Origin of the sequence: Flavobacterium urocaniciphilum (assembly GCF_900110615.1) — a bacterium.
In the GTDB taxonomy this organism is placed as follows: domain Bacteria; phylum Bacteroidota; class Bacteroidia; order Flavobacteriales; family Flavobacteriaceae; genus Flavobacterium; species Flavobacterium urocaniciphilum.
This window is the reverse complement of sequence record NZ_FOEI01000002.1, coordinates 91,028-114,933: the sequence shown is the minus strand read 5'-3', so window position 1 is coordinate 114,933 and position 23,906 is coordinate 91,028. Positions and strand designations below refer to the sequence as shown.

At 30.3% G+C, this 23,906-nt stretch carries 18 protein-coding genes; 12 read left to right on the top strand and 6 right to left on the bottom strand.

From position 1 onward, the window contains the following. Positions 1-103: 103 nt before the first annotated feature. Positions 104-1,195 carry a diphosphomevalonate decarboxylase gene (mvaD, locus tag BMY86_RS04700; protein WP_091465897.1) on the bottom strand — a complete coding sequence of 364 codons (1,092 nt, stop codon included), beginning with the start codon at positions 1,193-1,195 and terminating at the stop codon, positions 104-106. A gap of 89 nt (positions 1,196-1,284) precedes the next feature. Here mvaD and BMY86_RS04695 point away from each other — a divergent pair, with 89 nt between their 5' ends. Together BMY86_RS04695 and BMY86_RS04690 are read left to right on the top strand one after the other, a co-directional pair. Beyond that, complete coding sequence (locus BMY86_RS04695) at positions 1,285-1,764, top strand: TspO/MBR family protein (protein ID WP_091465895.1); 480 nt, start codon at positions 1,285-1,287, stop codon at positions 1,762-1,764. A gap of 83 nt (positions 1,765-1,847) precedes the next feature. Continuing rightward, complete coding sequence (locus BMY86_RS04690) at positions 1,848-2,375, top strand: hypothetical protein (protein ID WP_245745604.1); 528 nt, start codon at positions 1,848-1,850, stop codon at positions 2,373-2,375. A gap of 28 nt (positions 2,376-2,403) precedes the next feature. On the opposite strand, the gene BMY86_RS04685 is transcribed toward BMY86_RS04690, so the two are convergent. Together BMY86_RS04685 and BMY86_RS04680 are read right to left on the bottom strand one after the other, a co-directional pair. After that, positions 2,404-3,642 (bottom strand): BaiN/RdsA family NAD(P)/FAD-dependent oxidoreductase, encoded by a 1,239-nt coding sequence (locus tag BMY86_RS04685; RefSeq protein ID WP_091465893.1) that lies wholly within the window; start codon positions 3,640-3,642, stop codon positions 2,404-2,406. Between the two features lie 148 nt (positions 3,643-3,790). Beyond that, positions 3,791-5,704 (bottom strand): S9 family peptidase, encoded by a 1,914-nt coding sequence (locus BMY86_RS04680; protein ID WP_091465890.1) that lies wholly within the window; start codon positions 5,702-5,704, stop codon positions 3,791-3,793. Positions 5,705-5,793: 89 nt separating this feature from the next. Here BMY86_RS04680 and BMY86_RS04675 point away from each other — a divergent pair, with 89 nt between their 5' ends. Beyond that, a complete protein-coding gene (locus tag BMY86_RS04675; RefSeq protein ID WP_091465887.1) occupies positions 5,794-7,044 on the top strand; it encodes a dicarboxylate/amino acid:cation symporter in 1,251 nt (416 codons plus the stop codon). Then, entirely contained in the window at positions 7,028-7,801 is a 774-nt protein-coding gene (locus BMY86_RS04670; RefSeq protein ID WP_091465884.1) for a DedA family protein, read from the top strand. Before BMY86_RS04675 ends, BMY86_RS04670 begins: the two co-directional genes overlap by 17 nt. A 41-nt stretch (positions 7,802-7,842) precedes the next feature. On the opposite strand, the gene BMY86_RS04665 is transcribed toward BMY86_RS04670, so the two are convergent. Then, positions 7,843-9,282: a TlpA family protein disulfide reductase gene (locus BMY86_RS04665; RefSeq protein ID WP_091465881.1), complete on the bottom strand. Its 1,440-nt coding sequence runs from the start codon at positions 9,280-9,282 to the stop codon at positions 7,843-7,845. Between the two features lie 95 nt (positions 9,283-9,377). Here BMY86_RS04665 and BMY86_RS04660 point away from each other — a divergent pair, with 95 nt between their 5' ends. The 8 genes from BMY86_RS04660 (at position 9,378) to BMY86_RS04625 (ending at position 19,389) form a co-directional block, all read left to right on the top strand. Then, positions 9,378-10,490, top strand: coding sequence for an NAD(P)/FAD-dependent oxidoreductase (locus tag BMY86_RS04660; protein ID WP_091465879.1), 1,113 nt, complete (start codon positions 9,378-9,380; stop codon positions 10,488-10,490). A 1-nt stretch (position 10,491) separates the two neighbouring features. Further along, positions 10,492-11,229, top strand: a complete 738-nt coding sequence (gene mtgA, locus BMY86_RS04655; protein ID WP_091465876.1) for a monofunctional biosynthetic peptidoglycan transglycosylase — start codon at positions 10,492-10,494, stop codon at positions 11,227-11,229. Positions 11,230-11,245: 16 nt separating this feature from the next. Beyond that, the gene (locus tag BMY86_RS04650) at positions 11,246-12,058 is read left to right on the top strand and encodes an SDR family NAD(P)-dependent oxidoreductase (RefSeq protein ID WP_091465874.1); all 813 of its coding nucleotides are present in this window, start codon (positions 11,246-11,248) and stop codon (positions 12,056-12,058) included. A gap of 84 nt (positions 12,059-12,142) precedes the next feature. Continuing rightward, entirely contained in the window at positions 12,143-15,064 is a 2,922-nt protein-coding gene (locus BMY86_RS04645; RefSeq protein WP_091465872.1) for a sensor histidine kinase, read from the top strand. Next, positions 15,061-15,813: a LytR/AlgR family response regulator transcription factor gene (locus BMY86_RS04640; protein ID WP_091465869.1), complete on the top strand. Its 753-nt coding sequence runs from the start codon at positions 15,061-15,063 to the stop codon at positions 15,811-15,813. Before BMY86_RS04645 ends, BMY86_RS04640 begins: the two co-directional genes overlap by 4 nt. A gap of 96 nt (positions 15,814-15,909) precedes the next feature. Beyond that, positions 15,910-18,153, top strand: coding sequence for a LamG-like jellyroll fold domain-containing protein (locus BMY86_RS04635; RefSeq protein ID WP_091465866.1), 2,244 nt, complete (start codon positions 15,910-15,912; stop codon positions 18,151-18,153). A gap of 11 nt (positions 18,154-18,164) precedes the next feature. Continuing rightward, a complete protein-coding gene (locus BMY86_RS04630) occupies positions 18,165-18,479 on the top strand; it encodes a hypothetical protein (RefSeq protein WP_091465864.1) in 315 nt (104 codons plus the stop codon). A 115-nt stretch (positions 18,480-18,594) separates the two neighbouring features. Further along, complete coding sequence (locus tag BMY86_RS04625; RefSeq protein ID WP_091465861.1) at positions 18,595-19,389, top strand: TIGR00266 family protein; 795 nt, start codon at positions 18,595-18,597, stop codon at positions 19,387-19,389. Positions 19,390-19,424: 35 nt separating this feature from the next. Here BMY86_RS04625 and BMY86_RS04620 read toward each other — a convergent pair whose 3' ends face one another. Both BMY86_RS04620 and BMY86_RS04615 read right to left on the bottom strand, forming a co-directional pair. Beyond that, on the bottom strand, positions 19,425-21,527 hold the full coding sequence (locus BMY86_RS04620; RefSeq protein ID WP_091465859.1) for a prolyl oligopeptidase family serine peptidase: 2,103 nt from the start codon (positions 21,525-21,527) through the stop codon (positions 19,425-19,427). 35 nt (positions 21,528-21,562) lie between these two features. Beyond that, the gene (locus BMY86_RS04615) at positions 21,563-23,773 is read right to left on the bottom strand and encodes a TonB-dependent receptor (protein WP_091465856.1); all 2,211 of its coding nucleotides are present in this window, start codon (positions 23,771-23,773) and stop codon (positions 21,563-21,565) included. Positions 23,774-23,906 lie beyond the last annotated feature (133 nt).

Genomic DNA, 23,906 nt, shown 5'->3' with positions numbered 1-23,906 from the left:
TTTTAGTATACAGTTTACAGTATTTTATACTTAGTTATCTTTAGTAAAGATACAAATTAATTTAAATCTTTATTATCAATTGTTAATTATCAATTATTAATTGTTAATTATTAATTAGCAACTGACTACCATTTCCAATTTCGTCACAAATATACTGACCATTTTGACAATAGCCAACTAATTCGTTCTGAATAAATTGCAACACTTTTTCTTTCACAGATGAAGGATACAAAACGTGCACATTTGCACCAGCATCTAATGTAAAACACACAGGTGTTTGCGTTTCATTTCTGAATTTCCAAATTTTATTAATTATTTCCAAAGTATTTGGTTTCATTAGAATAAAATAAGGCATTGATGTCATCATCATAGCGTGTAATGTTAACGCTTCACTTTCTACCAAACTCATAAAATCCGTTACATTTCCCGATTCTAATAACGCAACAATTTTTGCAATATTGTCATGTGCTTGCTCAAAACGTTGTTCAGCAAACGGATGATTATGCATTAAATTATGCCCAACCGTACTTGAAACTTGTTTTTCTCCTTTATCTACTAATAAAATAGTATCTTGAAAATTATGAAAATTCGAATGAATAGCATCAAATTCTACACCAAATAAGTCGGAACTATTTTTAATTGTTACATTTTCTCCCCAAGCAACCACATTTCCTTTAATGCTTCTACATGCACTACCCGACCCTAAACGTGCTAAGAAAGATGATTTTGCATAAAAATATTCTTCAGAAATTTCGGGTTGAATGGCTTTTTCCAAACTCATAATATTCATCGCAATAGCTGCCATTCCAGATGCAGAAGACGCTATTCCAGAACTATGTGGAAACGTATTTTGGGTATCAATTACAAAATGATATTCTTTTAAATACGGACAATACGGATAAATTCTCTCTAAGAATTTTTGGATTTTTGGTTTGAAATCTTCTTTTGGCTTTCCTTCAAATAATAAGTCGAAAGAAAAATTTTCTTTTTCATCTTTTGAAGTTATCGCTACAGAAGTAATTGTTTTACAATTTTTCAATGTAAAACTTATTGAAGGATTAGCAGGAATTTGATCGCCATTTTCCTTTTTACCCCAATATTTAACTAATGCAATATTACTTGGCGCACTCCAAGAAAATGAAGCCTTTTCAATTGAATTATAATTTGAAAGAATAAAATCTTTATCCGTGAACATAAAAAAATTTTTGACAAAGATAAAAAAGGAAGTTAGAAGTCAGAAGATAGAAGTCAGAAGTTTTAATATCTTTGAATAAAATTTTTAAAATGAAGAAATATCTACGAATTTTATATTGCATCACTGTTTGTTTAACGGTTGGTTTTTTATCTGGAAAAATCACTCAATCTTCTATCAACACTTGGTATCCAACTTTGATAAAACCAATTTTCAATCCACCGAATTGGATATTTGCACCCGTTTGGACCATGTTATACATTTTAATGGGAACTGCTGCTGGATTAATTTGGAATGAAATGGAATCCCAAACAAAAGAAGTTAAAAACGCTTTGAAATATTTTGTTTTTCAATTGGCTTTAAACGCTTTATGGTCGTACTTATTTTTTGGATTACAAAATTTACTATTAGCTTCTATTGAAATTATTTTGTTGTTGTTAGTGATTTTTGAATGCTATAAATTATTTAAACCAATTAATCCAAAAGCAAGTTATATGTTAATCCCTTATTTAGCTTGGGTTTCATTTGCTACACTTTTAACCTTTAGTATTTATTATTTAAATAATTTCTAAATTTTTTATATAATTATCTGATTTTTAACTTTTTAATTAAAAAATTCACTAATTTTGATGTCTTTAATTAAAAACTCTCAATTATGGATAATTATTTACAATTAGCATCTATTGCATTAATTTTTGGAATTATTGGTTATTTGATAGGTAAATTAACTTCTAAATCAAATGTAAATTCTGATAGTAATTTAAAATTTGAATTTGAAAAATGTCTCTTAGAAAAAAAAGACTTACAAGCAGAAGTTGATAAATTAAATTTAGAATTCTATAAAACCAATCAATTTGTTGACACAACAATTTCTCAAAAATCTTTTGATTCTGTATCGGCCAAGGAAATATTAGGAAAAAAAATCAAAGAAAATGATTTAAAAATAGTTGAAGGAATTGGTCCGAAAATAGAAACTTTATTTAATACTTCTGGGATTTTAACTTGGAAAGCTTTAGCAGAATCTTCCATAGACAGATTAAGAGAAATATTAAGCAAAGCTGGAGAACGATATCAAATTTACGACCCAAGTACATGGCCTAAACAAGCTAAATTTGCGTATGAAGGAAAATGGCAAGAATTAAAAGATATGCAAAATTCTTTAGATAGCGGTAGAGAAGTTTAAAATTACAACCAACTATAAGTTGGTTTTTTTATATATTTTCAGCAACAATAAATCCGCTTGTCCAAGCATTCTGAAAATTAAATCCTCCCGTAATCGCATCAATATTCACCACTTCACCAGCAAAATAAACATTTGGCAATACTTTACTTTGCATGGTTTTGAAATTAATTTCTTTTAAATCGATTCCACCTGCCGTTACAAATTCTTCTTTAAAAGTGCTTTTCCCATTGACTTGAAATTCGGCATTGGTTAACTGATTGGCCAAAGCATTGATTTGTTTTTTATTTATATCTGCCCATTTCGAATTTAATGAAATTTCAGAGGCAACAACAATATTTTCCCATAATCGTTTAGGGAAAGAAAACGGACAAAATTTGCCAATTAGTTTTTTATTATTTTCCTCTTTAATTTCCTTTAATTGTTCAATAGCTTCATCAAATGAAACCTCATCTAACCAATTGACTTGAAGTACAAAACAATATTTTTTATCAAATAATTCACGTGCTCCCCAAGCTGAAAGTCGTAAAATACCAGGACCAGACAAACCCCAATGCGTAATTAATAAGGGTCCAGAAGCTTTTAATTTAGCTCCGCTCCGTTCGGCTTTGCCTCGGGTTGAATTTTTCACTTGCACACTCGCATGCGCGGAAAGCCCCATTAAATCTTTAATTCGTTTATCGGAAATATTAAAAGTGAAAAGTGAAGGAACTGGAGACACAATTTCGTGACCCATTTCATGTAATAGTTCCCAAATTTTTGGATTGCTTCCTGTGGCAACCACAATTTTATCTGCTAGAAAAACATCATGTTGAGTCTCAATTTTCCATTGTTCGTCTTTATTAAAAAACAACGATTGCACACTTTGAGATGTAAAAACTTTGATCCCTAATCGTTTTACTTCTTTTTCAAAACAATCAATAATCGTTTGTGAAGAATCAGTAACAGGAAACATTCTTCCGTCTTCTTCAATTTTTAATTCGACACCTCGTTTTTCGAACCATTCAATGGTATCACCGGAGCAAAATTGCGAGAACGGACCTTTTAATTCTCTTTCGCCACGTGGATAAAATTTTACTAATTCATTCGGAACAAAACAAGCATGCGTTACATTACAACGACCGCCGCCAGAAATTTTAACCTTCGTTAAACATTCCTTACCGCGTTCTAATATTGCGACTTTTAACTTCGGATTTTTCTCTACAATATTAATCGCAGAAAAAAAACCAGCCGCGCCACCGCCAATAATTATGATGTTGTATGATTGCATCTAAAGCCTCCTTCTATCTCCCTCCAAAGGAGGGAAGAATTGTTATTGTAAATTTTTAATTTATTTTAAAACCTAATAGCCTTTAGAAACCTGTTAGGCCTGATTTATATATAAAATCGGCTAATTGACAAATTGTCTAATCGACACATTACAAAGTTTCTTTCAACCATTTGAAAAACTCACCTTGCCAAACCAACGCATTTTGTGGTTTTAACACCCAGTGATTTTCATCTGGAAATAGCAAAAACTTACTTTTGATTCCTTTTAATTGCGCTGCTTGGAATGCTTCTTGACCTTGACCAATTGGCACACGATAATCTTTTCCACCTTGAATAATCATGATTGGTGTATTCCAATTGTTAACCAATTTAATCGGGTTGAATTCGTTATATGTTTTTTGAGCAATTTTATTATCTTTTTCCCAATAAGCTCCACCTGAATCCCAATTTGTAAAGAAAACTTCTTCTGTTGTTCCATACATACTTTCTGTATTGAAAATTCCACAGTGAGAAATAAACGTTTTAAAACGGTTTTTATGAATTCCCGCTAATTGAAATACCGAATACCCTCCGTAACTCGCACCAACAGCTCCAAGTCGGTTTTTATCTACATACGCTTCTTTTGAAATATCATCGATTGCTGCTAAATAATCGTCCATTACTTGTCCGCCCCAATCTCCTGAAATTTGTTCGTTCCATTTCACCCCATGCCCTGGCATTCCTCTTCTGTTCGGAGCCACTACAATATAGCCTTGAGAAGCCATTAATTGAAAATTCCATCTGAAAGAATAATATTGTGTTAAAGCACTTTGTGGTCCACCTTGACAATATAAAAGTGTTGGATATTTTTTAGTTTTATCGAAGTTTGGTGGTAAAATTACCCAAACAACCATTTTCTTACCATCAGTAGTAGTTACTATTCTTTTTTCAGAAGTACATTTTGCAATTTTTGAATAAAATTCATCATTTACTTTAGTTATTTGTTTCCAAGATTTTTTAGTTAAATCATAAGAAAAAACTTCAGTAGCCATTGTATGAGAAGTTCTAGTTACTAAAACAGAAGTTCCCGAAAATCCAACAAATCCACTTACATCAAAATTCCCATCTGTTATTTGAACAACTCTAACAGCAATTCTTGCTAAACCAGGGAAATTAACCTCAAACAATTGTTTTGTTCCACCAACTGGTGCAATAAAATATACTTTTTTACCATCTTTACTCCATAAGAAGCTATCAACCGTACCGTCCCAACTAGCTGTTAAATTGATATCCATTCCTTTATGACGCACAATAATATCATTTTTATCAGCTTCATAACCATCACGTTTCATTTGCAACCAAGTTAAATCTCCTTGAGGCGAAAAAGATGGATGCGTATCGTAACCTAAATTAGTTTCCGTTAAATTTCTAGTTTTTTGCGTATTGATATCGTATTCATACAAATCGGTATTTGTACTTAAAGCGTATGCAGTTCCTGCTTTTTTCTTACATACATAAATAACTTTAGTTCCATCTGGAGACCAAATATAATCTTCATCTCCACCATGTGGTTTTTGAGGCGAATCATAAGGTTCGTTTTTCATGATGTCGATTGCTGGCAAAACATTTTCTGTTTCTGAACCAATAGTTTCAATAAAAACATGATTATGCGTACCATCATTCCAAGTATCCCAATGACGATAATCTAAGTTATCATATACCTGAGCAGTTGTTTTGGTTAATTCAGGATATAAATCAGAACCCAATAATTTTTCTACTTTAACAGCATTATTTAACAATTTTTCTTTACCAGACGGAGAAATATTTTTATCAGCAACCAATCCGTCAATTTTCTCTAATAATGTAGCATTTCCTCCACCAACAGGCACAGAATAAAACTTTGAAATGATTTTATTTTCTTGAATGTTTGGTGTTCCTACTTTGTATATTAAAGATTTTCCATCTTTAGAAATTCCAATTGGAGTTACTCTACCAATTTGCCATAATTTTTCTGGCGTTAAATTTTCCTGAGCGTTTGCATTCATAGTAACAATACTGAAAATGAGAAAAATATACTTCTTCATGGTTATAAATTTTAAAACGAGGTTAAAAGTAGCACTTTTTTCAAAAAATATGCCTATTTTCACACACTAAAATAAAAACAAACTTTCGTATCGTGAAAAACAACAAACTTTTTATACTGATTATCGTTTCGCTAGTTATTGGTGTGGCTTTAGGAGGAATTGTACATTATCAATTTCAAGATTCAATTGAAACATTTTCTAAAAATATTAAACTTCTTGGAACCATATTCATTCGTTTAGTTCAAATGATAATTGCACCTTTAGTATTTTCAACATTAGTAGTTGGAATTGCCAAAATGGGTGATATGAAAATGGTAGGAAGAGTTGGTGGAAAAGCCATGGCTTGGTTCATTTCTGCTTCGCTGATTTCTTTATTATTAGGAATGGTTTTAGTTAACTTTTTCGCCCCAGGAAAAGGAACCTCAATTCGATTAGACGATACTTCTGCAGCCTCAGAATTAGTTGAAAATTCAAAAGGTTTTTCATTAGAAGAGTTTGTAAAACACGTTATCCCAAAAAGTTTATTTGAAGCTTTTGCAACAAATGAAATTTTACAAATTGTAATTTTCTCAATCTTATTTGGTGTGGCTTTAGCAGCATTTAGCAAAAAAGAAGCAAAACCAATCATTAAACTACTTGACACTACTGCTCACGTAGTTTTAAAAATGGTTTCTTACATCATGTGGACCGCTCCATTAGGAGTTTTAGGAGCCGTTGCAAGTGCTATTGCGAAACACGGATTTGAAGTATTTACATTATATGCCAAATATTTAGGAGCCTTTGTTATTGGAATTTTAGTCTTATGGTTAATTTTATTAGCAGTTGGCTATTTAATTTTAGGAAAGCGTTTATTTACATTATTAGAAAGAATCAAAAGTCCATTATTAATTGCATTTTCAACCACTAGTTCAGAAGCTGTTTTCCCTAAAATGGTAGAAGAATTAGAACGTTTTGGATGTCAGCCGAAAATTGTTTCGTTCACTTTACCTCTGGGTTATTCTTTTAATCTTGACGGAAGTATGATGTACATGACATTTGCTAGTATTTTTATTGCTCAAGTTTACGGAATTGACATGTCGATTCCTGAACAATTAACCATGTTGTTAGTTTTAATGCTTACTAGTAAAGGTGTTGCTGGAGTTCCTAGAGCTTCATTAATTGTAGTTGTAGCAACATGTGCGATGTTTGGTATTCCACCAGAAGGAATCGCATTAATTTTACCAATTGACCATTTTTGTGATATGGCAAGAAGTATGACAAATGTATTAGGAAATGCACTTTCTACTGCCGCAATTGACAAATGGGAATCTAAATCAGAAGAAAATGAAGGAGCAATTTAATATATTTCAAAACATAAAACTTAACTTTTTATTACAAGCCGTAGAAGGAGAAGAAAAATTTCGCTTTTCTAAATTATTCAATCCTGAATTTTATATTAATTATGAAGTTGGTGGTGTTTCTATCGGTATTTGGTTAGTTTTATTTATTGTTTTTGCCGAAACTGGATTATTCGTTGGGTTCTTTTTACCTGGCGATAGTTTATTGTTTTTATCTGGAATCTATTGCGAAAAATTAGCAGAACCGCTTACCTTTTTACCGGAAGGATATCAACCTGTATTTTTAATTGCTGGATTAATTGCTATTGCTGGAATCATCGGAAATGCATTTGGATATTGGTTTGGCGCAACTTATGGAAAAGGTTTATACAATAGAAATGATAATTTTGTATTTAAGAAAAAATACCTATATCAATCGGAAGACTTTTTTCAAAAACATGGTGCAAAAGCCATTATTATTGCTCGTTTTTTACCAATCGTTAGAACTTTCGTACCAATTATTGCCGGAATCGTTCATATGAAAAAGAGCAAGTTTATGCTTTATAATATTTTAAGCTCTTTCTTATGGTCGTTCATTTTAGTGTGTTCTGGTCATTATTTATACCAAATTTGTTTAGAGCAATTTAATATCGACTTAAAACATTATATCGAATATATCATCCTTACTTTAATTCTAATAACAACATTACCTTTAGTAATGAAAGCTATCAAATCGAGAAAATTGAAAAATGAAAGCAATAAAATGGATGATGAATTATAAAAAAAGGACCAAAATTTAAATTTTGGTCCTTTTTTTTATAACTATAAATATTTCTTTAATTCTTTCTTTAGGTTATTCGTTTTTGGTCCAACTGAATCTGAATTAACTAATTTTCCTTCTTTATCAAAAATCATATATCGCGGAATAGTTGACACATTCAAATCTAATAACCATTTCGACGCTTTTGGATTTACAACTAAGAAAGAGAGTGTTTCTGGCAATTTTTCAAATTCGGTAGTTTTTTTCCAATTATCAAATACTGTATCGATAGATAAATAAATGAAAACAACATCTTTCATTTCTTCTTCATTAATCATTTTTAGAGAATATGGCAAAGCTTCACGACAAGGCGCACACCAACTAGCCCAGAAATCTACAAAAACAACTTTTCCTTTATTTATTTTTAGTAATTCGTCAATTGAAGTTTCTTTTTTGTTTTTATCAAACAAAACCAACTTATTATCAATTTGTTTTAAATCATTAGTTTCTAATAAATTATCTTTTTCAAATTGGTTCAATAATTCTGCATCATCACAATATTTTTTAAATTTTTCAAAATACAGTTTTACATCTAAATCATTTTTAAATGCTAATCTTTGCAACACATTAAACAATATAAGGGTTTTAATTTTTGAACTAAAAAGTGTTGAGTTTTCAACCTTAGAAAACATATCTTTATAGTCGACATTTTTTCTTTCCATGTTAAAGTTTTTCATTTTACCATCTATTTCCATTTTATTTGTTTCAATAGTTTTGGTAATAGTAACCCCAATTTCATTTTCTGCGTAATTCAACACATAAAACCCAAAAGATTTCAACCCTAACAATTCATCTGATTGTAATTCATTTTCAAATTCTTTAAAATTGGTATTGGAAATATTTTTAAGATAAAGCATTCCATTTTTATAATACAAATTAGCCAATTCATCAGAAATTAAATCTTTAGATTTTAAACTATCTATTGTTGATTTTAATTTTACTTTATATTTATCATTTTGTTCTGAATATAATTTTCTGTTCTTTTCAGGACTTTTTTTACTGTCTTTCACAAACTCGTAATAAGTTATTGGATAATATAAATTTGTTTGTGTTTCAAAATTCACATCAAATGGTTTTGTTTCTCTATTAAGTATTGTAAAAAAAGGATACCCTTTTTCATAACTAATTTCAACTTCATCACCTTTTTTCAGTTTCACTACTGCAGTTTTGTTTGTTTCAATAAAATTATGATATAACAGAACAGAATTATCCTTTGGCAAATAGGAAAATTTGAAAGCTTGAGTTTGGTTTTTCACATCTATATCAGTCTTTTTGATACCTAAATTATCAATAAAAGAAACCATTGAAGCTAATCGTTTAACATCTTTAGATTCGTTTGATTTAATAAAATAATCACTTTGTTTAAAAACTAAAGTAATCGAATCAGACTTCTGTGCAAACATGAAAGAAGTAAAAATTAAGGCAAAAAATATTTTATTCATTTTGTAAGTTTTTATTTATAACGCAAAAATCAATATTTATTATGTAACTCCAAACAAATTCTTATTTTTACATCAATATTTTTTTTGAAATCATTATGCAACTTAGCTTTTGGGAAATAAAAAACTGGTTTTCAAACGTAGATTATACGATCGTTGGAAGTGGTATTGTGGGCTTACATACTGCCATCCGACTACGTGAACGATTTCCGAATGCTAAAATTTTAGTTTTAGAGAAAGGTATTTTACCTCAAGGTGCTAGTACAAAAAATGCAGGTTTTGCCTGTTTTGGTAGTGTTTCAGAAATTATAGACGATTTAAAAACACATACTGAAGAAGAAGTTATTCGATTAATAGAAAAAAGATATGCTGGACTTCAATTATTAAGAAAAAATCTTGGTGATGACGTTATCGACTACAAACCTTTTGGAGGATATGAATTATTTCTAAAAGATAACGAATCGTTTTATAATGAATGTGTAGAAAAAATAACCTTTATAAACGATATCGTAAAACCGCTTTTTAAACAAGAAGTATACACCAAAGTTGTAGACCGATTTAATTTTCAAAACACGTTTGACTATTTAATTTTTAATGCTTTTGAAGGTCAAATCGATACAGGAAACATGATGCAAGCTTTGCTTAAAAAAGCGATTCAAAATGATATTCTAATTTTAAATCAACAAACCGTAACTCAATTTGAAGATTTAAATGATTGTGTGGAAGTGGTAACTAATGAAGTTAGTTTTAAAACTAAAAAACTATTTTTTACAACAAATGGTTTTGCCTCAGAATTAACAAATAATCAAGTAAAACCAGCTAGAGCACAAGTATTAATTACAAAGCCTATTGAAAATTTAGACATCAAAGGCACTTTTCATTTAGATCAAGGTTATTATTATTTTAGAAATATTAATAATAGAATTTTATTTGGCGGTGGAAGAAATTTAGATTTTGAAGGTGAAACAACAACCGAATTAACCACAACCGAATTAATTCAAAAACGCTTGGAAGATTTGCTAAAAAATGTAATTTTGCCAAACACCCCTTTTGAAATTGAACATCGATGGAGCGGAATTATGGGTGTAGGTAATCAGAAAAAACCAATTGTAGAACAAATTAGCAACAACGTATATTGCGGCGTAAGAATGGGCGGCATGGGAGTTGCAATTGGAAGTTTAATTGGTAAAGAATTAGCAGATTTAGCATAAAATGGCAGGAAAAAAACCAACCCCAAAACCTAAAACAAAATCTACATCAACTGAAAAAAAAGGCTTTTTTGGTAAACTTATGCGTTACTTTTGGAAGGCTTTTATGTGGTTTAACATCATCAGTTTATTTTTTGTTGTACTTTATAAATTCGTTCCTGTTCCTTTTACACCTTTAATGGTAATTCGTCATTTTGAAAATTCTGCAGACGGAAAAGACATTGATACCAAACACGATTGGGTTCCTTTAGAAGATATTTCCAAAAACTTACAAAAAGCGGTTATTGCTAGTGAAGATGGCACATTTTTCGAACATAGTGGTTTCGATTTTAAAGCCATGAAAAAAGCAGCTGAAGGAAATTTCAAAGGAAAAAAATTGAAAGGTGGTAGTACCATTTCACAACAAACAGCCAAAAATGTATTCTTATGGCAAGGAAGAAGTTATTTACGAAAAGGATTAGAAGCGTATTATACTTTTTTAATAGAATTAATTTGGGGTAAAGAACGTATTTTAGAAGTCTATTTGAATAGTATTGAAATGGGTGATGGAATTTATGGGGCTCAAGCTGCTACACAACATTGGTACAATAAAGACTGTAAAAGTTTAACAAGAATGCAAGCAGCAGGTATTGCCGCAATATTACCAAATCCGAGAAGATTTAAACCAAATGGTTCTGCCTATATAAGTAGAAAGCAAGCTAAAATTGCTAGATATATATTAATGGTTAAATTAAAGTATTAACCTAAAATTGCCTAAAATGAAGACTGTATTAATAACCGGCGCTGGTGGAGGAATAGGCAAACAAACTGCTATATACTTTGCAAAAAACAATTGGAATGTACTCGCTACTTCTTTACATCTTGATCATACTAAAGATATTAAACATCTACCAAATATTTATTGTTATGAATTGGATGTTACTTGTTCGGAAAGTATCACCAATGCCTCAAAAATTATTTTAGAAAATCATCCAAAAATTGACACTATCATTAACAATGCAGGAATTGGATATAGAAGTTTTGTAGAACTTTCTGAAGATGAAAAAATTGACGATATCGTAAAAGTAAATTGGTTAGGTGTGGTAAAAATGTGCCGTGCTTTTATTCCTGTTTTCAGACAACAAAATTTCGGACAATTTATTAATATTACTTCTGTTGCTGGATTAGTAAATTTACCTTTAGGAAATTTTTATCATTCCACAAAACAAGCCGTTGAAAGCTTTTCAGAATGTATGGCGTATGAATTAATTGATTTCAACATTAGTGTTTCTACCGTTCAATTTGGAAATGCACCAACTTCATTTCAATCAAACGTAACAAAATGTGGTGGTACAGAAATTTGTTCGTACAATAAATTGATGGATAAAATCTCTACTTTATTAGAAAATAAATCAGGTAAAAATGCCGATTTACCTCAACAAATTGTAGAAAAATTATTCTCAATTGCAGAAAACCCAAATAAAAGCTTTAGAAGATATACCATTGGTTTCGATGCTAATTTGATGAAAATTTTAAGACGTCGTTTAGGCTACAGAATGTTTAATTTCATAATCCGTAGATTTACGCTTTAATCGTTTTAGAAAAGAACTTACCCTATTCAGAAATAAACTCTAATTTATTTTCTAGAAAATGTTGTACTTTGCCTTACATAAACAATGAGATTAAAGGCATTATATATTATTCTTCTAATTTGGGCACCTTTCATTTTTGCTCAAACACCAGTAATTACTCAAATTTCTGAGTTTGACGGACTTCCCGATTCTGAAATTTACGACATCATTGAAGACCAAAAAGGATATGTTTGGATTGGAGCCAACAAAGGCTTGTATCGTTATGACGGAAAAACGTTTCAATTATTAACTAATCAAACCAAACGAGGCTTATCGGTTTTTGGATTACAAGAAGATGCAAAAGGTACCATTTGGTGCAATAATATTTCAGGACAATTTTTTTATGTAAAAAACAATCAATTAAATTTATTTATTGATTTAAACCAATACATTCACGGACAACTTTCTGAATTTTTAATTTTCGATAACAAGCTTTTAGCTTTAACAGAAAAAGGAGTGATTTCTGTTGATATTACTACTAAAAAAACAACTCTTTATCCAGATTCAACATTAGAATCTAAAATGTTTGGAAATCCATTTGTATTTAATAATGAATTTTATTTTACTCATGGTGGTCAAATTCGAAAACTTCAAAACAATTCAACTACAACTGGATTTTCGTTAAGCAAATCGGACAAAATCAAATTCTATCAAACGTTTGGAAATGAAAAAGATAAATTCGTAATTGTTATAAGTGATAAAAATGAAATTTTTAAACTAAACGGATCAAAAAACACATCTCTTAAACTTCCAGAACAACTAGAAAAAAGCACTATTGTAAGATGTATTCTTCATAAAAATCAGTTTTGGTTTGCTACGTACAAAGGCGTTATCGTTTGTGAAGAAAAAAACAACCAATTAATTTACAAAGACACGTATTTAAAAGAGTATTTCTTTTCAAAAATCATTATTGATAAGAACGAAAATATTTGGATGAGTTCTACGCAAAAAGGGTTATTTGTAATTCCGAATTTACACATTCAAAAACTAAATGATTTACCCAACAATATTACCTGTTTAGCAAAACTAAATGCAACCCATTTAGCATTCGGCTGCAATAATGGCACAATCGGAATTCAAAATATTTCAACAAATAAATCAACTCTTTACACATTACCAATTACTAAAAAAGTAACCAAATTGCTTTTGCATGAAAAGTCGAATTGCTTACTAATCAGTTCAGAAGAAAATGGTTTTATTTTAAATTTAAATAACGGAATTTGCTATACCGTTCCAGAACTTGGTTTTGCAAAAGATTTATGTTGGCTTAATGAAAATACAATCATAAAATGTGTTTACAACACTTCTGTTACTGTTCAAATTCCAATTTTGAACACCATACAATCGAATAATAAAACGAATACAAAAATTACTTTTTCAAAAGATAAAATACAAGTAAACACCTCTACAATTCGAGCAAAAAGATCTTATACTTGTGCTTCAAAAAACAACAATACTTATATTGGATTTGTAGACGAATTGATGTTGAACAACACCAAACCAATTAAAAACAATTCGAAATCAATTTTTGCAACTGATTTAGAAAATACGCAACATAACTTATGGCTTTCGACTTTCGAAAATGGTATTTTTGAAATTGATCAACAAAAAGTAATCCAACACATTAATACAACTAACGGATTACTTTCCAATTATGTTACCAAATTAAAATCGGACAAAAATTTACTTTGGATTGCTACCGACAAAGGTTTGCAATTGTATAATGAAACTACAAAAAGTTTTAAAAACATATTGAAAAATGACGGTTTAGAAACATATGATTACACCGATTTAGAAATAATTGGCACTAAATTATTTTTACTTTCTAACAAAGGCTTGTATGTAATTGACACCCAAAAAGTATTTAAAAAAATTAATACTCCAAACGTATATATTCAGAACATATATTGTAATAATTCGAAAATAGCTTTTACTAAAAATGTATTTTCTTCAGAAGAAAATTCTTTTAAAATAGAATTTAACACAACTGGATTTCAACATGAATCGTTTGTAAATTTTGAGTATCGATTAAAAGGAAATTCTAACGATTGGATTGCATTAGAAAAAGGCGTAAGAAAATTGTATTTCAATCAATTAAATGATGGAAAATATGTTTTCGAACTTCGATTAAAAGACGAAAACAATCAATATTCAGAAATTGTAAAATTTGAATTTGAAATTCAACCGCCTTTTTGGAAAAGAACTTGGTTTATCATTTTATGCCTTTTAACATTAGGATTATTAACGTATTTCTATTTCAGATACCGAATTAAAAAAGCAGAAAATTTCAAACAAAAAGAATTAGAAGCGGCGTATGCCAAACAAGAATTGATTTATTCGCAATTAGAAAATCTTCGTTCGCAAATGAATCCACATTTCATTTTCAATGCGTTAAACTCTATTCAAGAATTTATTATTAGTAATGAAAAAGAAGTTGCCAGTGAATATTTAGTAAAATTCTCGAGATTAATTCGAATTTATTTAGAACACAGTCGAGAACAAGAAGTGTTACTTTCTGAAGAAATAAAAGCCTTAAAAATATATTTAGATTTAGAAAAAATCCGTTTTGAAGATAAACTTGAATATGAAATTGACTGTTCAAAAGAAATTGAAAATCAAGTAATTTATTTGCCTTCATTATTTATTCAACCTTATGTTGAAAACGCACTAAAACATGGTTTACTACATAAAAAAACAGATCGAAAACTGAACATTCAATTTAAAATTGAAAATAAAATATTAGTGATAAAAATTGAAGATAACGGCATTGGTATTACGGAAGCAATGAAAATAAAACAACTGAGAAATCCGAGTCATCAATCGTTTGCAACTTCGGCTAATCAGAAAAGAATTCAACTTTTAAATCAAAACCGAAAAAATAAAATAGAAGTTCATACTGAAGAAATTATAGAAAACAAAGAAGTAAAAGGTACTTGTGTAACTTTATTAATACCGATAGAAATATGAAAGCGATAATTATTGACGACGAAAATAAAAGTAGAAAAGTTATACAAACGTATTTAATTGAAAATTGTAAAGATTTCGATTGTATTTTAGAAGCTGAAGATTTAGAATCTGGTGTTGCTTTAATAAAATCGGAAGCGCCAGACGTTGTGTTTTTAGATATTGAAATGCCAAAATATTCTGGATTACAAATTTTAGAATTTTTACAACCAGAAGAAGTTAATTTTCAGCTTATTTTTATAACTGCTTATAACGAATATGCCATTCAAGCTTTTAAATTATCGGCTGTTGATTATCTTTTAAAACCATTGGATAAGCAAGAATTTATTCAAGCTGTAGCAAAAGCAAAACAAGCCATAGAATCGAAAGAAGTTTCAACACAAATTGAAGATTTAAAACGAGTTTTTCAGCAATTGGCTTTAAACAAAATTGCTTTAGAAATTCCGAAAGGAATATTGTTTACTTCCCACGACGACATACTTTATTTTGAAGCTGATGGCATGTATACTACTGTTTATTTGAAAGGAAAAGAACCACAATTAATTTGCAAACCCTTAAAACATTTTGCACAACAATTGGAAACAAAATCGGTGTTTTACAAACCGCATCGCTCCTATTTAATTAATCTTAAATATTTGAAAGAATTGTCTAAAAAAGATGGTTTTTACTTGGTAATGGAAAACAATAAAAGTATTCCGTTAGCGAAAGAAAAGAAAGATGAATTTTTAATTTTAATTAACGACATTTTTTAAAGTTACGTTTTAGAAAGAAAATCGTACAATTCAGAAAAAAACTAAAAATTATATATAGAATACCCAAGAAATTTGTCTCAAATAAACTATACTATTATGAGACAACAATTACTTTCACTTTTCGCTTTATGTGCCTCTTTTTTGAGTTTCGCACAAATTCCAACAAACGGATTAATAAAGGATTACAAATTTACTAACGGATCAATTTCTAGTGATACTAACACAACTTTATTTGCTGGTACACCAACATTAGTTCCAACTGGAAGTTCAAGAACTATAACAACAGACAGAAATAATGAATCTAATAAAGCAATTGTTTTAAACGGCGATTCATTTTTAGCTGGTGGTACAAACGCATCATCTGTTAATAATTATTCTATTAGTTTTTGGGTTAAAACAACTACAAACGAAAGTCCGAAAAGATACATTTTTGACCAACATAATACTGCTTCAAATCCAGCCGGATATAGTGTTTCATTGAAAGATGGTAAAATATACTTTAATGGACAAATTAGTTGGAATTTCGGAACCAATGGAAATAATAGCGGAGTAAGACAAGTAATAAGCGCTCCTATTAATGACGGACAATGGCATCACGTAGTTTGTACCGTAAATTCTACAAGTTCTGGAATGATGGCTGGTGGATTAATTCAATATACTTTAACCTATACTTATAAAATGTATGTGGACAATGTATTAACTGGAACTGATGCTGAAACTGATTATGCTTCTGGACCAACAACTGATCCCTACAGTGTAAGAGCGATAACTCCAACAAAACAATTAGTGATTGGAAAAAGTCCTGATGGAACAAATTTAGATTATCAAGATGGTTTAGACCAAATTAGATATTACGAAATCTGCTTACAACCAGCAGAAATTGAACAATTATTTGCTGAAGATAAGCTATTAACCCCAGTTTTTGTTAACAGTGCTGCATCAGGAAATAATGATGGTACTTCTTGGGCAAATGCTTATACCAATTTACAAACTGCCATCAATGCAACAGTAGCTTCTACTAATGAAATATGGGTTGCAGCTGGAACTTACAAACCAAATGGTACAGCAAGAACCTCAACATTTACCTTAAAATCGAATTTAAAAATATACGGTGGATTTAATGGAACTGAAACCACTAGAGCTCAAAGAAACACAACTCTAAATATTACAAGATTAAGTGGTGATATCTCTGGAAATGACAACTCGACAATTACTGCAACAGAAACTACCAGACAAGATAATGCTTACCATGTAATTTCATTATTAGGAAATATTAGAGATGCTTATTTAGATGGTTTTACAATTAGTAATGGAAATGCAAACGGACCAACATTAACTTCTGGAACTACTTCTGCACAATATTATCATACACGTGGTGGAGCAATTTATTTATTCCCTTATACGCCGTTTGATGCACCATCTATTAAAGTTCAAAATTGTATTTTCGAGAAAAATTCTGGATCTGACACAGGTGTATTTGCAAACTATTTTGCCAATGGAATTTCTAATTTAAGTTTCAATGTAAATATTGAAAATTGTGTAGTAAGAAACAACTATTCTGGAACTAATGCACAAATTTTAATCAATGGTGCCAGTGGATACAGTTGGTATGGAACTGCTAAACTTACAAACACTTTATTTCATAATAATGTAAGCGGAACTGGACCTTCATGTTTATATTTGAGCGCTAGTACTGCAAGTGGCGGTACAGCTTTAGGAATTAATACACAAATAACAAATTGTACTTTTAGCAATAATACGGGAGTAAACGGAAATGTAATTCGAACTGATAATGGAAGTAATAATTACTTTAGAAATTCGATTATTTATGGTAATGGTTCTGTAACTCCTTTAAATATAACAGGAACGGGTGGTCCAGTAATTAACAGTACAAATATTTGTCAAGGTGCACAAATTGGAGGACAAAATATAGATCCGTTATTGAATACAGATTATACGTTGCAAGTAGGTTCACCAGCAATTGACACAGGAGATAACGCATATATTCCAGGTACTATTGTTTATGATTTAGGAGGAAATACGCGAATTAATAACTCAATAGTTGATTTAGGAGTATTTGAATATTATTCTGTTTTAAATTCTGAAGATTTTAATAATACTGCTGTAGTTTCAATTTATCCAAATCCAACTTCAGACCAATTAAACATTATGGTTGATGAAAATATTAAATCGATAAAATTATTTTCATTAGATGGAAAGCAGGTTTTAGAAACTCAAAATACTGTTTTACAAATTCAAGAATTAAACACAGGTATTTATTTTCTATCTTTAGAATTAGAAAATGGAGTAATTTCCAACCATAAAATTATCAAAAAATAAAATTTAAGATTATGAAAATCATTTTACTTAGCATTTACTGTTCTATAATTGGATTAAATATTGTGAATATTAAAGAGTCAAATGTTTACCTTAATTCCAAATCAATTGAAAGTAGTTTTTCGTTAATTAACGACACAAAAGACAAAGTGAGTATTCATACTGGAACTGGATTTGTTAGTTTAAACAAAGGTTCCAAAACGAGTATTGGTTGTAATATTGGCAAAGAAGTTCGTTGGGCAAATGAAGGAAAAAAAGGAGATGTTATTTTCAAAATAGAATCTGAACATTGTGGTAAAACAATAAAACTATCCGAATTCTTAAAGTAATTTTTTTTTATATTTATGAAAGGTCAAGAGTAAATTTATTCTTGACTTTTTTATTTATAAGAGTAACATTTTTTAAATTTATTCTACTTATTAGCAAATCAAAAAATGTAAAAAAATGATAGCACACGAAATAGATTACCATATTTATGGTGAAGAAATGCAATATGTGGAAATTGAATTAGATCCACAAGAAGTAGTAGTTGCCGAAGCTGGCGGTTTCATGATGATGGAAGATGGCATTAAAATGGAAACCATTTTTGGAGATGGAAGCACACAACAAACAGGTTTCATGGGAAAATTACTTTCAGCTGGAAAAAGAGTTTTAACAGGTGAAAGTTTATTTATGACCGCTTTTCAAAATCAAGGAGTAGGTAAAAAGAAAGTTTCATTCGCATCTCCTTATCCAGGGAAAATAATTCCAATTGATTTAAGAGAATATAACGGAAAATTTATTTGTCAGAAAGATGCCTTTTTATGTGCAGCCAAAGGTGTTTCCGTTGGAATTGAATTTTCTAAAAAAATCGGACGTGCCTTATTTGGAGGTGAAGGTTTCATCATGCAAAAAATTGAAGGTGACGGAATGGCGTTCGTTCATTCGGGTGGAACTTTAGCTAAAAAAGTATTAGCACCAGGTGAAGTTATGCGAATTGACACCGGTTGTGTAGTAGGTTATACTCAAGATGTAGATTTCGACATCGAATTTGTAGGTGGTGTAAAAAACACCATATTTGGTGGAGAAGGAATGTTTTATGCAACTTTACGCGGACCTGGAACAGTATATATTCAATCGTTACCTTTTAGCCGACTTGCCGGTAGAATCCTAGCCAACGCTCCACAAAATGGTGGTGGTAAAGAAGAAGGAAGTTTATTAGGTGGTGTAGGTAGATTACTAGACGGAGATAATTTTTAAATAAAAAAGGCTGCCAAATGGCAGCCTTTTTTATTTTATTTCACAAACATTTTAATTCCCATATTGAATAATGTAAAGGCTTGCATATCTACTTGTTCATTAATAATTGCATCAGTAGATTTTCCAGCACCATGACCTGCATTAACATCAATACGAATTAATACCGGATTTGTACCTTTTTGCTTGTCTTGTAATTCAGCAGCAAATTTAAAACTATGTGCTGGTACTACTCTATCATCATGATCTCCTGTGGTAACTAATGTTGCAGGATATGATTCTTCTTTCACATTGTGAACAGGCGAATATCCTTTAATATAATTGAACATTTCTTTGCTTTGCTCCGAAGTTCCATAATCATAAGCCCAACCAGCTCCGGCTGTAAAAGTATGATAACGCAACATATCTAAAACTCCAACCGCTGGTAAAGCAACTTTAAATAAATCTGGACGTTGTAACATAGTTGCTCCAACTAGTAAACCTCCATTTGAACCTCCCTTAATAGCTAAAAATTTAGAAGAAGTATATTTTTGAGCAATTAAGAATTCTGCAGCAGCAATAAAATCATCAAAAACATTCTGTTTCTTCATTTGAATTCCACCATTGTGCCATTCTTTTCCATATTCACCTCCACCACGTAAATTCGCAACAGCGTAAATTCCTCCATTTTCTAACCATACTGCATTAGCAATACTAAATGAAGGCGTTAAGCTTACATTAAAACCGCCATAACCATATAAAATAGTTGGGTTTTTCCCGTTTAATTTTGTTCCTTTTTTATACGTAATAATCATAGGAACTTGTGTCCCATCTTTAGAAGTATAAAACACTTGTTTTGACTCATAATCTTCCGATTTAAAATCAACTTTTGGTTTTTGATATAACGCAGATTTACCTGTTTTCACATCAAATGTATAAATAGAACTAGGAGTAATATAATTCATAAACGTGTAGTACACTATTTTCTCTTCTTTCTTCCCACCAAAACCAGATGCTGTTCCAATACCTGGTAAATTTACTTCACTAATTAACGAACCTTCATAATCGTATTGTTTTACAACAGAAATGGCATCTTTCATGTAATTAGCAAAAATATATCCACCACCAGTTGTTACCGATAAAACATTTTCAGTTTCTGGAATAACTTTTATCCAATTGGATGCTTCTGAATTATTAGCATCAATAATGATTAATTTTTTATTAGGCGCATTATTATTAGTAACAAAATACAACATGCTTCCTTTATTATCTATAAAATCATAATCGAAATCCATAGAGTCAACAATCGTTTTGATTTCAAATTTTTCATTAGATAAATCAACCACATATAATTCATTAGAACTTGTTGCATTCGCAGCCGTAATAACTAAATACCTATTGTCTTCTGTAACTTGACCGCCAACATATCTTCTTTTTTTATCGCCACCAAAAACAACTTTATCTTCTGTTTGCTTCGTACCTAATTTGTGATAATATAATTTATGTTGATCTGTTTTAGCAGATAATTCACTACCTAATGGTTTATCATAACTTGAATAATAAAACCCTTCATTTTTGAACCAAGAAATTCCACTGAATTTTACATCTACTAATGTTTCACCTATTTTTTCTTTAGTAACAGCATTTAAAACAATAACCTTTCTCCAATCCGAACCTGCTTCCGAAATTTGATATGCCACTAAACTTCCATCTTGAGTAAAATTTATTCCTGCTAAAGAAGTAGTTCCGTCTTTTGAAAATGTATTTGGATCTAAAAATATTTCTTCTTTTCCAGACACATCTTTTCGATATAAAACCGATTGATTTTGCAATCCGTTATTTTTATAAAAATACGTGTATTTCCCTTCTACAAATGGTGCAGAAATTTTTTCGTAATTCCACAATTTTTCCATTCTTTCTTTAATTTGTTTTCTGAATGGAATTTGGTCTAAATATTTATAAGTCACCACATTTTGAGCTTTCACCCAATTTTCAGTCTCCTTACTTCTATCGTCTTCTAACCAACGATATACATCATTAATCTCAGTACCAAAATACACATCTTTATGATCTATTTTTTTGGTTACAGGATACTTAATTTTATTCTGAGCCATAATTGATATTGAACTAATTAAAGTTGCAAAAAGAATTGTTCTTCTCATATTTAGTAGTTTTTGTTGTTTTACAAATATAACGGCTATAATTTAAAGTTTACACCTAAAACTATATTTCTTCCCATATTATAAATTCCGTCTGCTTTTAAACGAGATAAATGAGCAATGTATTCTTTGTTTAAAAGATTTGTAGCCGTTAGATACACATTGAAATTTGATTTTTTCAATTCGATATCCGTTCCAATTCCTGAAGAAAGCAATAAATAATTACCTGTTTTTGTTTCGAATTCGCTCACATTATTTTGGTTGAACGTGTAATTGGCTTGCAAGAAAACAAAGCTGTTTTTTATATTTTTCGAAACGTTAAAATTTGCTCTAAAATTGTTTTTCCATTGATTGGCTGGAATTAAAGGTAAATTCATCTTGTTATCTAATTTACCAATAACCATTTCGTAACTGCTAGTCATGTGCAACCAATCGATTTCATGTAAATGCAAGTGAATACCCGTTTCTCCTCCAAATAAAGCAGCATTATTTTGCAAATAGTCGTACACAAAATTATCATCAATGGTGTTGCCGTTTGGTGCAATAAAAATATAATTATTAATGCTGTTATAAAATCCATTCGCAAAAAAATCGAAATGTTCGGCATTATAATCGACATTCAAATCGACTTGAAAATTCTGCTCATTTTTTAAATTTGGATTCCCAATTTCGTAACGATTACTTCCTTCATGCACACCGTTGGATGACAATTCTGATAAGTTTGGCGCTCTGAAACCTGTAGCAATGTTAATTCGAGATGTAATTTTCTCTGTTATTTCCGTTTTGAATCCGACAGAAGCATTAATACTCTCGAAATTTTTATCTAATTTTTGAAAAGATCCTTCTGTACCGATTTCACCAAATTCATGAATATTAACGATTCTGAAATCGTATCGCACACCAAATTGCAACAAACTTTTCTCCATTTTATATTGTGAAGTTCCGAAGAAACCAATATCTGAAATTTTCGCATTTGGAATCAATCGTTCTTCTCCGAAATTTCTATTTTCCTGATTCATTCCTTGAAAACCAATGATTGTTTCGAACTTCCCAAAATCAGGCAAATAATATCTCACATTATAGTTGAACGTTTTTAATTTCATAAACAAAGCCACTTCGTCTGCTGCTTCTAATTCTTTTCGATTATTAAAAACATAACCAGCCGTTGCTTCTAATTTAGAATTTTTGAAAAACACTTTCTGATTAAAACTTAGTAAATGATTTTCAATTTTCTGACTCGGATATAAAGGTGTTCTAAATCGAGCATCTTCAATGTCTTCTTCTGGCAAACCTAAATTCAAATCGTTATAATTGTATCGAAAATCGGCTACATAACGAGACGTTGCATAAGATGTTCCGACTTTAAAATCTTTTTCGATAAAACGTGTATTCACAACTGTTTCACCATTTGGCGTTTGATAATCGGCGTGAGTGGTGTAATTATTTTGGACTAAAAACTTAAATTTATCTTCTGAAGTCTTTAAAGTTACTGAACTATTTGAACCTTGCGTATTACTATTTACTACTTGATTTACAGAAAATTCCGTTTGATTATTAGCTGCATATTTTTCAGGATTGAAAAACAAAACGCCGCCCATAGCATCCGAACCGTATAATAAAGACGCTGGACCTTTTATTATTTCTACACTTTCTTGTCCGTTGGCATTTAAACCTAAACCATGTTCTTCTCCAAATTGTTGATTTTCCAAACGGATTCCTTGTGTATACGTTAACACTCGATTCCCACTTAAACCTCGAATAACAGGTTTTCCAATTGAAACACCAGTTGAAACTACATTTACACCTGGATTAGTTGCAATAGCGTCTGAAAGATTTATAGCTCCTTCATTTTGAATGTTTTTCAAATTGATGTGGTCAATTTTAACTACATTTTCATTTTGTGTTTTATTAAAGATAGATGACACCAATATTTCATCAATATGATGTGCTTCTTCCTCTAAAACCACTACCATTATTTTTTGCTCTTGTTTACCGATTGCAATTTCTTCGGATTTAATTTCAAAATTTTCTTTTTTAAAGATTAAGGTAATTTTCCCAATTGGTAAATTTTTAAGTTCAAACAACCCATTTTCATTTGATTTAGTTTGAATGGCAGCATCTGAAACAAGTACTTCAACATTTGAAAGTACTTCATTGTTTTCGTTTTTAATCACTCCAGAAATTGAATTCTGAGCCAATCCCATAGCTGTAAATCCCATCAATATGATGAGAAAAATATATTTTTTCATTGTGTAAGTAAAAGTTTAAATTGAATAGAATTAAATCGTTTTCGAGATATTCCAACAAACATTAGAAATATTCGATTGCCGATTAAAATGGGTTTCTGATAGTCACTTCAATATGTTAAGAAAGACAAATCAG